The sequence below is a fragment of the Burkholderia sp. 3C genome (assembly GCF_054589155.1).
Genome location: NZ_BAAILN010000092.1, coordinates 273,425 through 288,240, shown reverse-complemented (window position 1 = coordinate 288,240; position 14,816 = coordinate 273,425). Strand labels below are relative to the sequence as shown.

The 14,816-nt window shown below is 66.6% G+C and carries 15 protein-coding genes; 13 read left to right on the top strand and 2 right to left on the bottom strand.

Translation table 11 applies throughout. The annotated features are described in order from the left end of the window. The 11 genes from ACYP33_RS17570 to ACYP33_RS17520 form a co-directional block, all read left to right on the top strand. The coding region (locus tag ACYP33_RS17570; protein ID WP_459623013.1) for a type II and III secretion system protein family protein at positions 1–1,333 on the top strand (1,333 nt) is incomplete at its 5' end. Between the two features lie 23 nt (positions 1,334–1,356). After that, complete coding sequence (locus ACYP33_RS17565) at positions 1,357–1,782, top strand: CpaD family pilus assembly lipoprotein (protein WP_414449228.1); 426 nt, start codon at positions 1,357–1,359, stop codon at positions 1,780–1,782. Beyond that, complete coding sequence (locus ACYP33_RS17560; RefSeq protein WP_459623012.1) at positions 1,779–3,005, top strand: AAA family ATPase; 1,227 nt, start codon at positions 1,779–1,781, stop codon at positions 3,003–3,005. Before ACYP33_RS17565 ends, ACYP33_RS17560 begins: the two co-directional genes overlap by 4 nt. Beyond that, positions 2,990–4,438, top strand: coding sequence for a CpaF family protein (locus ACYP33_RS17555; RefSeq protein WP_414449230.1), 1,449 nt, complete (start codon positions 2,990–2,992; stop codon positions 4,436–4,438). The genes ACYP33_RS17560 and ACYP33_RS17555 overlap by 16 nt, the downstream gene beginning before the upstream one ends. 1 nt (position 4,439) lies before the next feature. Then, on the top strand, positions 4,440–5,420 hold the full coding sequence (locus tag ACYP33_RS17550; RefSeq protein ID WP_459623011.1) for a type II secretion system F family protein: 981 nt from the start codon (positions 4,440–4,442) through the stop codon (positions 5,418–5,420). Next, positions 5,417–6,379: a type II secretion system F family protein gene (locus tag ACYP33_RS17545; protein ID WP_459623010.1), complete on the top strand. Its 963-nt coding sequence runs from the start codon at positions 5,417–5,419 to the stop codon at positions 6,377–6,379. Before ACYP33_RS17550 ends, ACYP33_RS17545 begins: the two co-directional genes overlap by 4 nt. Continuing rightward, positions 6,376–7,299, top strand: coding sequence for a tetratricopeptide repeat protein (locus tag ACYP33_RS17540; RefSeq protein WP_414449233.1), 924 nt, complete (start codon positions 6,376–6,378; stop codon positions 7,297–7,299). Before ACYP33_RS17545 ends, ACYP33_RS17540 begins: the two co-directional genes overlap by 4 nt. 74 nt (positions 7,300–7,373) lie before the next feature. Further along, positions 7,374–7,793: a TadE/TadG family type IV pilus assembly protein gene (locus ACYP33_RS17535; protein WP_459623009.1), complete on the top strand. Its 420-nt coding sequence runs from the start codon at positions 7,374–7,376 to the stop codon at positions 7,791–7,793. After that, complete coding sequence (locus tag ACYP33_RS17530) at positions 7,790–8,533, top strand: hypothetical protein (RefSeq protein WP_459623008.1); 744 nt, start codon at positions 7,790–7,792, stop codon at positions 8,531–8,533. Before ACYP33_RS17535 ends, ACYP33_RS17530 begins: the two co-directional genes overlap by 4 nt. Beyond that, positions 8,533–10,395: a TadE/TadG family type IV pilus assembly protein gene (locus tag ACYP33_RS17525; RefSeq protein ID WP_459623007.1), complete on the top strand. Its 1,863-nt coding sequence runs from the start codon at positions 8,533–8,535 to the stop codon at positions 10,393–10,395. The genes ACYP33_RS17530 and ACYP33_RS17525 overlap by 1 nt, the downstream gene beginning before the upstream one ends. 305 nt (positions 10,396–10,700) lie before the next feature. Next, a complete protein-coding gene (locus tag ACYP33_RS17520; protein ID WP_414449237.1) occupies positions 10,701–11,801 on the top strand; it encodes a saccharopine dehydrogenase family protein in 1,101 nt (366 codons plus the stop codon). Positions 11,802–11,927: 126 nt separating this feature from the next. Here ACYP33_RS17520 and ACYP33_RS17515 read toward each other — a convergent pair whose 3' ends face one another. After that, entirely contained in the window at positions 11,928–12,542 is a 615-nt protein-coding gene (locus ACYP33_RS17515; protein WP_459623006.1) for an AAA family ATPase, read from the bottom strand. Between the two features lie 263 nt (positions 12,543–12,805). Here ACYP33_RS17515 and corA point away from each other — a divergent pair, with 263 nt between their 5' ends. Then, on the top strand, positions 12,806–13,783 hold the full coding sequence (gene corA / locus ACYP33_RS17510; RefSeq protein ID WP_459623005.1) for a magnesium/cobalt transporter CorA: 978 nt from the start codon (positions 12,806–12,808) through the stop codon (positions 13,781–13,783). A 19-nt stretch (positions 13,784–13,802) separates the two neighbouring features. Here the strand turns inward: corA and ACYP33_RS17505 are convergent, their stop codons facing one another. Continuing rightward, positions 13,803–14,090, bottom strand: coding sequence for a YciI-like protein (locus tag ACYP33_RS17505; protein WP_414449240.1), 288 nt, complete (start codon positions 14,088–14,090; stop codon positions 13,803–13,805). A gap of 213 nt (positions 14,091–14,303) precedes the next feature. On the opposite strand from ACYP33_RS17505, the gene ACYP33_RS17500 reads away from it, so the two are divergent. Then, positions 14,304–14,762, top strand: coding sequence for a hypothetical protein (locus ACYP33_RS17500; RefSeq protein WP_414449241.1), 459 nt, complete (start codon positions 14,304–14,306; stop codon positions 14,760–14,762). Positions 14,763–14,816: the final 54 nt, after the last annotated feature.

The following is a 14,816-nucleotide window of genomic DNA, read 5'->3' as shown; positions in this document are numbered from 1 at the left end:
GGCGTTGCCCGGCATGCTCCAGATGCAGGGCAACGCCGCGTCCGGCGCGACACTCGACCTGACGACCGGCAAGGGCGCGATGCTGACCCTGACGCAGAACGCCGCCTCGGTGTTCGTGGCCGATCCGACCATCGCCGACGTGAACGTGCCGGTGCCGCGCGTGCTGTACGTGCTCGGCAAGAAAGCCGGCACCACCACGCTGTACGTGCTCGACGGCGCGAATCATCCGCTCGTGCAGCGCACGATCAAGGTCACGCCCGATCTCGACGCGCTGCGCGGCATGCTCGGCGCGCGCTTCCCGAACGCGGACCTGAAGCTGAACGCCGGCCCCGGCTCGATGCAGGTGGACGGGCATGCCAAGGATTCGAGCGAGGCGGATGCGATGGTGCAGATGCTGCAGCCGTACCTCGCCGACAAGCAGAACCTCGTGAACCGGATCGTGATCGACAAGCCGCTGCAAGTGCAATTGCACGTGCGGATCGTCGAGGTGGATCGCAACGTTACCCGGCAGCTCGGCGTGAATTGGCAATCGCTGACCACCTTCGGCGGCAGCCATTTCTTCGGCGGCCTGTTTAACGGCGCCACCACGCTGTCGTCGCTGACCTCGACCGCCACCTCGACCACCGGCAACGCGTATTCGATCGCAGCCGGCTTCTCGTCGGGCAGCACCAGCATCGATGCGATCATCGGCGCGCTGACCGAGGAGGATCTGCTGACCACGCTGGCCGAGCCGAACCTCGTCGCGCTGTCGGGGCAGACGGCCAGCTTCCTGGCCGGCGGTGAATTCCCGATTCCGATCTCGCAGACCAACGGCGCGGTGACGATCGACTACAAGGATTTCGGCGTCAAGCTCGATTTCACGCCGACCGTGCTCAACGATCGCCGCATCAGCCTGAAGGTGCGCCCGGAAGTGAGTCAGCTCGATTCGACCGCCAGCATCTCGACCGGCACCATCAGCATTCCCGGCATCAGCATTCGTCGCGCCGATACCACGGTCGAGCTGGCCAGCGGCCAGAGCTTCGCGATCGCGGGCCTGTTGCAATCGAATTCGAGCAACTCGATCAGCCAGGTGCCGGGCCTCGGCTCGCTGCCGGTCATCGGCAAGCTGTTCTCGTCGAAGAGCTTCCAGGACAAGAAAACCGAGATCGTCATCATCGTGACGCCCTATCTCGCCAATCCGGTCGATCCGAAGCGCCTGCGTTCGCCGATCGATTCGCTGGTCCGGCGCACCAGCGACGTCGAATACGGCTTCGCGCGCAGCCGCGCGGCCACGCCCGCCGATGCCGGCGCGCCGCAGCCGCAGCTCACCGGCCCGGCCGGCTACGTTTACTGAGGAGGCGCCCCAGGATGTTTTTCGTGTCTCTTGATTCCCGCCTCGGCCTTGCGCTGACGGCTGCCGCGATCGCCGCCGCCTTGACGGGCTGTGTCGCCGATCCGACGCCCGGCATGGTCGACGCATCGACGATCCAGGTCGGCCCCGACGGCACGCCCTCGGTGGATTGCCGCTCGCTCGCGCAGCCGTCCGTGCTGACTTGGGGCGGTGAGCGGCGCCCGTCGATGCAATGGGGCTGTGCCACCTATTCGAATCTCGCCGCGCAGGTCGCGAATCCGCAGGACCTCGTGGCGCCCGCCACGCTCGGCCCGGCCGATGCCGCCGTGGCCGCGAGCGCGGTGCGCCGTTACGAAACGGATAACGTGAAGGCGCTGGGGGGCAGCTCGACCAGCTCATCGGGCTCGTCGGGTTCCTCTGGCAGCGGTGGCACCACCGGGAGTTCGAATTGAGCGCCGCCGATTCCGCGGCCTCGCGCACCCAGGCCAGCACCGCGCGCGCCGCCCGCTTCATGGCGTTCGTCGGCGATCGCCAGACCGAGCAGACGCTGCGCAATTTCATCTTCGACGAGGCCCTGCCGCATACGCACGTGGGCCTCGGCGGGGTGAACGAGGCGATTGCCCATATCACCAAGGTGGGCCGTTCGCCGCGCCTGCTGCTGATCGACCTGCAAGGCTCGTCGATGCCGCTGTCGGATCTGGCGCGGCTTGCCGACGTGTGCGAGCCGTCGGTGCAGGTGGTTGCGCTCGGGGACAAGAACGACGTGGCGCTGTATCGCGGCCTGCTCGGCATCGGCGTGCGCGATTACCTCGTCAAGCCGCTGACCGAGGAACTGCTCAAGCGCACGCTCGACCTCAATGACGGCACCGTGCGCGCCGTGCCGCAAACGCGGCGCGGCAAGGCGATCTCGTTCGTCGGCGCGCGCGGCGGCGTGGGCACCACCACCGTGGCCGTCAATCTCGCGCGCCATCTGGCCGATTCCACGCACCGCCGGATCGCCTACGTGGACCTGAACGTTCACGGCGGCGCGGCCAGCTCGATGCTGGGCGTGCGCTCGAACAACGGTCTGTCGGAAGTGCTGCAGAGTATCGAACGGATCGACGCGGCCTTCGTGGAACGCACCATGATCCCGATCGGCGCGCGTCTGTTCCTGCTGTCGTGCGAACTGCCTTACGGCGCGGCCTGGCCGTTCAAGGAAGGCGGCATCGAGCGCCTGATCGATCTGCTGACCGACGGTTTCCACTACGTGATCATCGATACCGGTGCCGGCGTGGGTCGCCTCACGACGGAAGCGTTCGACAATTCGGCGCGTGTCTACATGATCAGCGACCGCTCGGTGCATGGTGCGCACGAAACCGTGCGTCTGGCGCAATACGTTGAGAAGCGCGAGAACACGCCGGTCATCTCGTTCGTGCTGAACAATACGATTCCGCGCACCCAGGGCAACGTCGAGAAGGATGATTTCGTCGGCGCGGTCGGGCGTTCGGTGCTGCTCGAGATCGGTTACGAGAACAAGATTCTCGCGATCGCCGAAAATGTCGGCGAGCCGCCGACCGGCCGCGCCGCGAACGGCTTCACCCAGTCGATCACCCAGATCGGCAACGATCTGGTGGGCCTCAAGGCGACTAACGAGGTGCGCGGCGGCGGCCGCAGCTTCAAATGGTGGAAGCGATGAAATCGTTCGGCAACAAGGCACGTCCTCCCGAGCCGGCTGTCGAAGCCGGCGTCGCGACGGCCGGCACGTCGGCCTCGGCGCAGCCGGCCGTCGCGGCGCCGGCCGCCGCGTCGGTGCCGGAGCCTTCATGGACCAGCACCGAGGCGCGCCGTGCCGCTGCGCCGTCGAGCGAGCCGATGGTGCGCTCGGATGTGTTCCGGGTGGTGCGCAACGGCGTGTTCGCCACGATGAACGCCTCGGCCGCGGTCGGCAAGACGCGCGACCAGATGCGCGGCACCGTCGAGCAGATGGTGGCGGTGGTGGCCGAGCGCGAGTACCTGAACGTCACGATGGCCGACCAGAACCTGATGGTCGAGGAACTGCTCAACGACATGTTCGGGCTGGGCCCGATCGAACCGTTGCTGGCCGACGAATCGGTGACCGACGTGCTGGTGAACGGCCCCGATCAGGTGTTCGTCGAACGGCGCGGCCGGCTCGAACTGACGCCCTACAAATTCCGCGACAACATGCACGTCGCCAACGTCGCGCAGCGGATTGCCGCCGGCGCGGGCCGGCGCGTGGACGAAAGCAGCCCGATGGTCGATGCGCGGCTGGCCGACGGCAGCCGGGTGAACGTGGTGCTGCCGCCGCTCGCGCTGAAGGGCGCGGCCATCTCGATTCGTAAATTCCCGAAGCGCAAGATCACGCTCGACATCATGGCCAAGCAGGCCAACCTGTCGGCCAACATGGCGAAGCTGCTCAAGCTGGCCGGCCGCTGCCGGCTGAACATCATCGTGGCGGGCGGTACCGGTTCGGGCAAGACCACCTTGCTGAACGCGCTGTCGCACTACATCGGCGACGGCGAGCGGATCGTCACGATCGAGGACGCGGCCGAACTGCAGCTCCAGCAGCCGCACGTGGTCAGCCTCGAAACGCGGCCGGAGAACACCGAAGGCCTGGGCGGCGTGAATCAGCGCGACCTGGTGCGCAACTCGCTGCGGATGCGTCCGGACCGGATCATCCTCGGCGAAACCCGCGGCCCCGAGGCCTTCGACGTGTTGCAGGCCATGAACACGGGCCACGACGGCTCGATGACCACCATCCACGCGAACACGCCGCGCGACGCGATCACGCGGCTGGAAAGCATGGTGATGATGGCCAACGGCAATCTGCCGCTGATGTCGATCCGCCGCCAGATCGCGAGCGCCGTGCACATGTTCGTGCAGATCGAACGGATGCGCGACGGCGTGCGCCGCATCACGCGCATCACCGAGCTGGTGGGCATGGAAGGCGAGGTGATCATCACCCAGGATTTGTTCGCGTTCCGCTACGACGCGACGTCGTTCGGCGACGAGGTGAAGGGCAATTTCGAGCGTCAGCCGATTCGTCCGGCGTTCTACGAACGCGCGACCTACTACGGCTTGCAGGACGCGGTGATGGAGGCGATGAGCTGAAATGGTCAACCCGAACCTGATCGCGACCGCGGCGTTCGTCTGCATCGTCATCGTCGGCCTGATGGCGATGATCGGCGCGAACCTGTACCGGCAGCGTGCGTCGGCGCGCATCGCGCAGCGCATGCAGAGCGCGTTCGGGAAGACCGTGGCGCTGACCGCCACCGAATCGTTGACGGTCGATGCCTCGCTGTTCAACAAGCAGCCGGGCTCGGAGACGGCGATCGGCATGTGGTTCGCGGCGCGGCTTTCGCGGCTCGACACGGTGGCCGGCGCGGGCGGCAAGAAATTCGTGATCATCGTCACGATCGTGGCCACCGTGGGGGCCTTGATCGCCTGCGTGATCGCGCCGATCCCGGGCTGGACGCTGCCGCTCATCATGATCGGCGCGCCGCTCGGCGGCACGCTGTGGGCTTACCGGTTCCTGGTCAAGCGCTTCGATGACCGCTTCCTCGGGGGTTTTTCCGAAGCGCTCGACATGATCGTGCGTGCGGTGCGCGCGGGGATCCCGGTCACCCAGGTGATCATCAACAGCGCCAGCGAATGCCCCGCACCGATCGACCGTGAATTTCGCCTGATGGGCGATTCGCTGCAGGTCGGCCTGGATCTCGAGGAAGTGCTGGTGGCGGCGGGGCGCCGCATCCAGATTTCGGATTTCTCGTTCTTCTGCGTCTGCCTGCTCGTGCAGCGTGAAACCGGCGGCCAGCTCAGCGAAACGCTCGAGAACCTGTCGGGCATCATCCGCACGCGGCGCGAAATCCGCCAGAAGGCACGCGCGCTGACGGGCGAGGCGCGCATCACCACCAAGATCCTGACCGCGATTCCGATCGTGATCGTGGGCGGGCTCTACGCGATCAACCGGCCTTATGTCGAGGTGCTGTTCGAGACCGAGGCGGGTCACAAGCTGCTGACCTTCGCCGTGGTATCGATCACGCTCGGCCTGATCGTCGTGACCAAGATGTCGAAACTGGAGACCTCCCGATGACAGCCGGACTGATCGAACTGTTCACCGACCTGATGATGCTGGTCGGGCTGCTGCTGGTGGTCGCCGGCTGGTGGATGATCAAGTACGGCAGCCATCGCGGCAAGATTGCCGATCGCGTGCGCGACGCCGCGCAGATCCGCGCGGCGCGCACCGCCGTCGACGAGGAGGCGGTCGAATCGGTGACCCTGATCGACCGGCTGACGAACTTCCTGGCCGTGCTCGGTGACCGCATACCGTTTTTCGACGCCAAGCTGCGCGCGCAGATCGAGGCCGATCTGCTGAACGCGGGCTATCGCGGCACCAACGGCACGGCGGTGATGCTCGGCGTGAAGTTCTCGTTCGGCCTGCTGGTGGCGGCGATCGTGGTGGTGTCGGGCGCCAGCGTGCCCGGCGTCGGCCAGTTTCCCGCATTCCGGGGCCTGGCGATGCTCGGCGCGTTCATTGTCGGCATGATCGTGCCGGAATACGCGCTGCGCTTTCGCGCTCATTCGCGGCGCCGCTGGATCTCGGCCTGCCTGCCCGATGCGCTCGACCTGATGGTGATCTGTACCAATGCCGGTAACAGCCTGCTCGTCAGCATGCAGCGCGTGTCGGACGAACTGACCACGATTTGCCCGCCGCTGTCTGCCGAATTCGCGCTGACGGCCGACGAGCTGCGCATTTCGGGCGACACCGAGCGCGCGCTGCAGAATCTCGGGCGCCGCATCAACCTGCCCTCGGTGCGGGCACTGACCTCCACGCTGACGCAGTCGATGCGCTATGGCACGCCGATCACGCAATCGCTGAAGACGCTGTCGCGTTCGGAGCGGCTCGCCTTCATCATGGCGCTCGAGGAAAAGGCCGCCAAGCTTGCGCCGAAGATGGTGGTGCCCATGATGCTTTTCATTCTTCCGGCCATTTGCGCGATCGCGGCAGGGCCGGCCGTCATTCAGCTCAAGGATTTCTTCGCCCATCAATGAACGCCTTTTCGCCTCGTTCCGTTACCGTGCTGGCGGCTGCGCTGGCGTTCATCGCGCTCTCGGGTTGCGCGTCCCACGGCATCGCCTACAAGCCGGTGGAAACGCCGAGCTTCGATACACGCAAGCTGAACGATCCCGCCAGCGAGGAGCGCGTCGCGCGCACGGCGTTGCAGTCGGGCGACGTGCAACTGGCCACCAACGTCTATACCCGGATGCTCGCGAAGGACCCACAATCGGTGACGGGCCTGACGGGCCTGGGCGATACGCTGTACGTGGCGGGCGACCTGACGCGCGCCGCTGTCTACTATGACAAGGCGCTCGCGGTCGACGCACGTTCGGTGCCGGCATTGAGCGGCAGGGCCCGCGTGAACCTGCGCCAGCGCCGGTTCGACGTGGCGATCGCGAGCTTCCGCCAGGTGCTCGTGCTCCAGCCGAACCAGCCGATGGCCCAGGCCGGGCTCGGCGCCGCGCTCGATCTGAGCGGCGATCATGCCGGCGCGCAGGCCGAGCTGCGCGAGGCGCTGATCCACAACCCCGGCGATCCGTCGATCAGCATCAATCTCGGCATGTCGCTGATCATGGCCGGCCGGCCGCGCGAGGCGGTCGACGTGCTGACCGACGTGACGCGCTTCCCGGCCGCGCCGCCGCAGGCGTTTCACGATCTCGCGCTGGCCTACGGGATGCTCGGCAACAGCGAGGCGGCCTCGGAGCTGCTGTCGCGTGACTTGCCCGCCCAGGATGTCAGCAACGATCTGCGCTTCTACGCCTACCAGCGCGAGCGCCGGCAACTGGCCGCCGCGGCCGTGCCGACGCTGCCGGCCGATCAGGCCGGCAATGTCACGCCGCTCGGCAATTGGGGCGCGCAGGGCCGGCTGACCGAATCTCACGGCCAGGCTGCCGGCAGCGGGGCGCTGCAATGAAGCGCCTTGCCGATGCCATCGGGGGCTGCCGTCTGCTGCTCGGCGCACGACGCTTTGGACGGGCGGAAGGCGGCGTGTCCACGCTCGAATTCGCGCTGTTCGCGCCTGCCATGTTCATCCTGATGCTCGGCATCATCGAGCTCGGCCTCAACCTGATGGTGGATGCCTCGGTGCAATACGCCGCGCAGCAGGCATCGCGCGCGGGCATCACTACCGTCGCGCCGGCCAGCGGCACGCGCGAGCAGGCCGCCACCCAGCTCGTCACGACCATCCTGAAGCCGTGGACCAACATCGGCGGCAAGCTGACCATCACGATCGTGGATTACGGCACGTTCGGAAACGCCACCCCCGCGAGCGGCGCCGGTGGATTGGGTGACGTGGTGTCGTACCACATTTCGTTGAGCATGCCGAAGGGGTTCACGGGCTTGCTCGGCTTCTTCCACATGGCGCCCATCGTCTACAGCCGTTATTACCTGGTGCAGAACGAGAAATGACCGCGATTCGTTCCTCAACGCACGACGACCTGCGCGCGACTGCGCCCGGCCAGGGCACGCGCCGCGCGTCGCGCGGCTTCGTCAGCATCGAGGTGGCGATTCTCACGCCGCTGATCCTGTTCATCATGTTGGGCTTTACCGAGCTCTACCTGTACATGCGTGCGGTCAGTCTCGTCGAGCACACGGCCTACGTGCTGGCCGGGTCGCTCGGTCAGCGCAACCAGGTGTATTACTCGCAGACCACCAGCGATCCCGACAATCTCGGCTCGATCTGGAACGCGGCAAGCCTGCTGGCGACGCCGCTCAATTTCGGGGTGGCGAGCACCAATCGCGGCGGCCCGGGCGGCGTGATCGTCAGCGTGATTTGCGACAAGAGCGTGAGTTGCGCCGCTCCGGGCGCCACGCCATCGATGGCTGCCGGCACGCCGATGTTGACCGCCACCAACGTGCCCACCAAGACGAATACCAGCGTCGTGACCTGGCAGCAGGCGGCCGGCTATAACGACGGCACGATGCAGACTCACCTCAACCCGGCTTCGGCGAGCACGCTGCTGCCGACCAACTGGCCTTACCGGGCTGGCGATTCGGCGATCGTGGTCGAGGTGTTCTACAAGTACACGCCGTTCCTCATGACCGCGTTCTTCTGGAAATCGGCACCGGGCCAGATCACGATCTACAAGAGCGTGACCGTCTATCCGCGGACCGGCAAGCCGCTGCCTCTCAAGTACTCGAGCTCCTGATGCGTACCGAACCTCGCACGACCGAAGCCGACGCGGCCTCGACCGATCTCGCCGGTACGCCCGGCGAGCGCTGCACCGCGCAGCGAGTGCGGCGCGGCCCGCAATCGCTGCGCGGCTTCTGGCGGCGCGACGAGGGTGCGTTCACGATGATGTTCGCGGTGCTCGGCGGGGTTCTGATCGGCACGATGTGCCTCGGCATCGATTCTATCCGCTTCACGATGAGCCAGACGCAGATGCAGATGGCGCTGGACGTGGCGGCGCTGTCCTCGGGCGCCGACCTCGCGCACTACTCGGACACGAACGGCAACAACTACACGCAGTGGCAGGCGGATGCGCTGGCCTACTACCAGGGCAACATGCCGAGCAGCTACCTCGGCATGACGCGCCAGCCGATCACGGCCACCGTGACCGGCGATCGTGCGTCCGGCCAGACCATCAATCTCTCGACTTCCGCGAAGCAGCCGTTGCTCGCGCCGTTCTTCCTCGATCCGACCGTCAGCAAGAACGCCGCGAGCGGCACGAACGGCGGCGGTGTGGGCGACCCGCGCACGTTCGCCACCGTCAGCGCCGCGAACTCGGTGATCCGCTTGCCGCAGACGCTGCTCGAACTGTCGCTGGTGCTCGACAACACCGGCTCGATGAGCCAGTCGGCGGATGGCACGTCCAACGGGTCGAGCAAGCTGCAAGGCCTGAAGGATGCGTCCAATACGTTGCTGAGCGCGCTGTACAGCCAGTCGAACAGCAGCAACACGACCTATGTCGGCCTCGTGCCGTTCGCCAGCACGGTCAATCTGACGGGCGCGCTGTCGGGCGGCGGCTCGTGGATGAACCCGGTGTTCAGCTACAACAGCGCGAACGTGGGGATGACGAAAACCAAAAACGTGGCGGGTTGGGGCGGCTGCGCCGTCGAGCCGCGCGATGCGGGCAACAATTTGCAGGCGCTCGCCTATTCGCCGAGCGACGCGTTGAAGTTCACGCCGTACTACTACAACGTGCCGCCGGCCGGTCTCAACGTCGTGACGTTTGCCTACGGGTTTTGCTACAACACGAAATACGACACCAGCCAAACGCTCAACAACGTGCCCCTGACGTTGAGCACCAACGGTGCGCAAAACTGGTGCAAGAGCCCGCAGGGGACCGGCATCGGAACCGAATTCGACCAGATGAGTTCGGGCACGCAGACGGTCACTCAGAACTCGCAATGCATGGGGCAGCCGGTCACGTTCATGACCAACCAGCAGAACACGCTGACCACGGCAGTCAGCAACATGGTGGCGGGCGGTTCGACGATCATTCCGGAAGGTCTGCTCTGGGGTTGGCGCATGTTGTCGCCAGCCTGGTCGCAGAACACGGCAGGCGCGGCGAACGGCTGGATCTCGACCGATCCGTCGTTGCCCAAGCCCTTGACCACGCAGGGCCTGCAACGCGTGATGATCGTGCTGACCGACGGCGAAAACCAGATCGGCGCGGCCGGTTCGTTCCCGAACACGCTGTGGTTCAACGGCTTGTCCGGCGTCGGCACGAATTCGCTGAAGGCGACGAGCATCGGGCTCCCCAATGGGCAGACGGATTCCGCCGAACTGCATGGTGGCAATCCGGTGGACGCGTCGTCGGGCAACAACGCCGGGTATCCGGACGACGTCAATACGTTCCAGAATGCCGTCTGCAACGCGATCAAGGCCGATGGCGTGACCGTCTACGCGATCACCTTCGGCTCCGATGCGTCGAACTCGGTGGCGCAAACCGCCATGCGCAACTGCGCGTCGCCGGGCAACTACTACCACGCCCCGGACAACGCTTCGTTGAACACGATCTTCCAGCAGATCGCGGGCAACCTCGGCGAGCTGCGCCTGACGAAGTAAGCGTTCGCGGCATCGGGTTCGACCTGCAACGCCGGCCTTCGGGCCGGCGTTGCCGTTTTCGCAGCGCCATCCGCCGAATTCGTCGTCCCCTCACCAACGCCCAACCGGCGGCCGCGAGCGGCGCGCGCGGCACCTCCGGCAGACCTTCTCCCACCCATCCTTCAAATCGTCACATCTCATCGTCGAAACGACGAAAATCCATGACGAAACGCATCACTCTTCGTCTATCAACTGTTTTTGCTCGTTCGTACACTCTCCTGCAGGCCTTGCCTTCCTCCGTACAACAACACCTCAGGAGCGTCATCATGAAAATCGCCATTGTCGGCGCCGGTCTGATCGGCCACACCATTGCCCACCTGCTGCGCGAAACCGGCGATTACGAGGTCACGGCCTTCGATCGCGATGCCGACGCGCTCAAGCAGCTCGCCGCCGCCGGCATCGCCACGCGCCGCGTCGATTCCGCCGACGCGAACGCGATTCGCGAGGCGCTCCAGGGCTTCGATGCGCTGGTCAATGCGCTGCCGTATTACCTGGCAGTGAACGTGGCGGCCGCCGCGAAAGCAGCCGGCGTGCATTACTTCGACCTGACCGAGGACGTGCGCGCCACGCACGCGATCCGCAGCCTGGCCGACGGCGCCGATCACGCGTTCATGCCGCAGTGCGGCCTCGCGCCGGGCTTCATCGGCATCGCCGCGCATGCGCTGCTGGAGGGCTTCAGCGAAATTCGCGATGTGAAGATGCGGGTGGGCGCGCTGCCCGAGTACCCGACCAACGCGCTCAAATACAACCTGACCTGGAGCGTCGACGGCCTGATCAACGAATATTGTCAGCCCTGCGAAGCAATCCGCAATGGCGAGCGCCAATGGGTGCAGCCGCTCGAAGGCCTCGAACACTTCTCGCTCGACGGCACCGAATACGAGGCGTTCAATACCTCGGGCGGCCTGGGCACGCTGTGCGAGACGCTGGCGGGCAAGGTCGGCACGCTCGACTACAAGTCGGTGCGCTATCCGGGCCATCGCGACCTGATGCAATTCCTGCTCGACGACATGCGCCTCGCCTCCGACCGCGACGCGCTGAAGGCGATGATGCGCCGCGCGGTGCCGTCGACCAAGCAGGACGTGGTGCTGGTGTTCGTCACGGTCACGGGCACGAAGCAGGGCCAGCTCGTGCAGGACGTGTTCACGCGCAAGGTGTTCGCCAAGGAGATCGGCGGCATGCCGATGAGCGCGATCCAGATCACCACGGCCGGTGCGATGTGCGCGGTGCTCGACCTGTTCCGCGAAGGCCGCCTGCCGCAACGCGGTTTCGTGCGCCAGGAGCAGGTGCCGCTGAAAGCCTTCCTCGACAATCGTTTCGGCAAGCTGTACGAAGGCGCGACGCGGGTGCCGGCACACGCCGCGGCCTGACGCCGGGTCGACCTCGATTCGGCGCGGCTTGCCGATAAACGAACATGGCCGGTGCGCGAGCACCGGCCATGTTGCGTTGTGGCGCAGGCGCGCGATCTGCTGGGGCCGCGCGCCGCCTATTGCGGATCAGGCCGGCAGCGGCGGCACCATCGCGCCCTGCGCGGGCGGCACGATGCGGTGCAGCAGCGTTTCGACGCTGGCCGTGCTGGGCGCCGTGTTGTCGAATTGCAGCAGGCCGTCGCAGGCCGCGCCCGACGGCACGAAGCGCCGCGCGCGGTACTCATCCCAGTGCGCGAGCTTGTAGGCGTCGCTCGGGTTGCCGCGCGCGATGATGCGCTCGCGCGCCGTGTCCTCGGACGCATGCACCCACACCACGCGCAGCTCGACGTCGTGGCCGATGCCGAGCCATTGCCGGTTCAGCAGCCGCCCGTCGCGAATCTCGCGCGACAGCGGCCCGACCACCAGCACGCTGATGCCGAGTTCGAGGTTCTCGCGGGCCGTGTCGAGCAGGCCCTGGTATTCGGGATCGCGCAGGTGTTGCAGGTAGAGCGGGCTGTCGCGATCGTTCGGGTCCTGCGTCAGCGCACCCATCGCGGCGGCGCTGTAGCGGCCGTACAGGGTGTCCTTGTCGAGCAGGCAGAACGCCTCGCCGGTCGCGCGCATCAGCGGGCCGATCAACTGCTTGGCGAGCGTGGTCTTGCCGGTGCCGGCATGACCGCAGAAAAACACCAGGTACTTCACGAGCGAAGCCTCCGAGGCGAGAAGCGAGAGGAAACGGCCGAAACGAAAGGCCGTCGGCAGCTACCGGACGGCGCCCCGAAAGGCGGGGCGAAAGCCGATCGTCGGGTGCTGCCGTGCAGCAGCGATCATGACCGCGAACGCCTGCGCTGGCAAGGCCGGGCGGCGCGCGCGCGGTGCTGCGCGCCGCCCCCCGGAACCGCTACACTGGCGGGCCGAATCACGGATAAAAACGGACGTGGAAGCGGACGTTTCCCCACGACACAATGCTGATCAATTGCGCTGCTTACCAGAACGGCCAGAAGCTGGCCGACATCGATATCGACGACATCAGCGACTACGTCGCGCGCCCCGAATGCTTCGTCTGGGTCGCGCTGAAGGAGCCGTCGAAGGAAGAGCTCGAACGGATGGGCGAGGAGTTCAGCCTGCACGAACTCGCGCTGGAAGATGCCCTGGTGGGCCATCAGCGGCCGAAGATCGAGGAGTACGGCGATTCGCTGTTCGCGGTCCTGCATACGGTGGAGCTCGACGCCGAGGACGAGCTGGAGATCGGCGAACTGAGCGTGTTCGTCGGCTCGAACTACATCCTGTCGATCCGCAACCGGACCTCGCACGGCTTCCAGGACGTGCGCCAGCGCTGCGAGCGCGAACCGCACCTGCTCAAGGGCGGCGCGGCGTTCGTGTTCTACGCGCTGATGGATCAGGTGGTGGATCGCTACTTCCCGACGGTCGAGGCGCTCGGCGCGGAGCTGGAGGAACTGGAAGACCGCATCTTCGAGAAATCGTCGTCGTCCACGGCGCGCGCGATCATTCAGGATCTCTATTCGCTGAAGCGCCGCCTGATGACGGTCTATCAGCACACCGCGCCACTGCTGGAGCCGCTCTCGAAGCTGGTGGGCGGGCGCACGCCGCAGGTGTGCAGCGGCATGGAGCATTACTTCCGCGACGTGTACGACCACTTGCAGCGCATCACCAAGACGCTGGAGGCGCGGCGCGAAATGGTGGTGACGGCGGTGCAGGTGGATCTCGGGATGATCTCGCTGGCGGAGAGCGAGGTGACCAAGCGGCTCGGTTCGTTCGCCGCGCTGTTCGCGATCCCGACCATGATCGCCGGGATCTACGGCATGAACTTCAACAACATCCCCGAGCTGCATTGGCGCTTCGGCTTTTATATTTGCGTCGGCGTGATGGCGGTGGCCGACCTCGGGCTGCTGTGGTGGTTCAAGCGCGCCCGCTGGCTGTGAGGCGAGGGCGCGCGCCGGCTCAGGCCTTCGCGTCGCGGCCGGCGGCCACGTTCCAGCGGCGCACCTGCCATTGGCGCACGAGGCCGTGCGCCACGTAGGGATCGGCTTGCGCGAACGCCTCGGCGGCAGCCGGCGTGTCGCCCGCGAACAGCAGCACCGCGCAGTCGGCGGGATCGTCCAGCGCGCCGGCGAGCAGCAGCTCGCCGCGCTCGGCGGCCGCGTTGGCCAGCGCCAGATGCGCGTCGCGGAACTCGGCGCGGCGTTCGAGATAGGTATCGACGAGATCGTAGGTCAGCAGGTAGTACATGGTGTCTCCTTCGTTCGTGTTCGCGCGCCGGGGGCGCGGAAAAGCCCAGTATAGGCGCGGCATTCGCCGCCGCGAACAACTGCTTACGATTCGATACGGCAGCGCGGCGCGGCTCGCGGCACACTGCGCGCGCGGCTTCGATCGGGCGCGTCGCGAGGGGCGGCGCGCGACGGGCCGCCGCCGGCCGCGCGGCCGGCGCACGAAGGATATCGAATGACGCTACGTACCCTGTTGCTTGCCGGCGCGCTCGCGCCGCTGATGGCCGCCTGCGGCTGGCTCCACGACGGCCCCGCGCCGGCCGAGATCGACGCCGCCGTGCGGCAGGCGCTCGACACCGAGAATCACGGCCCCGTCAACGCGTTCTTCGGCCAGCCGCTGCCGGTGGCCGCCGACATCTCCGCGATCCGCGAGGACGGCCCGTGCCGCAAGACGGCCGAGCATGCCTATACCTGCGACGTGACGATCGTCTGGCGTTCGGCGAAATCGGAGCAGCCGTCCAGCTCGCACGCCTCGCTGGTGTTCTCGAAGAACGGCCGGGACGAATGGCAGACCTACGGCGTCGATGCGGCGATCGTGGCCGGCGCGGCGCACGCGATGGTGGAGGGCATCCGGCGCGCGTTGCCGGACAGCGCGGCGTCGGCCGGCGCGGCGGCATCGGACGGCCGGCCGTGATGGGCCGTGGTGACGAGCCTGCGTGATGTGCGGGCGTGACTGATTGCCCAGATT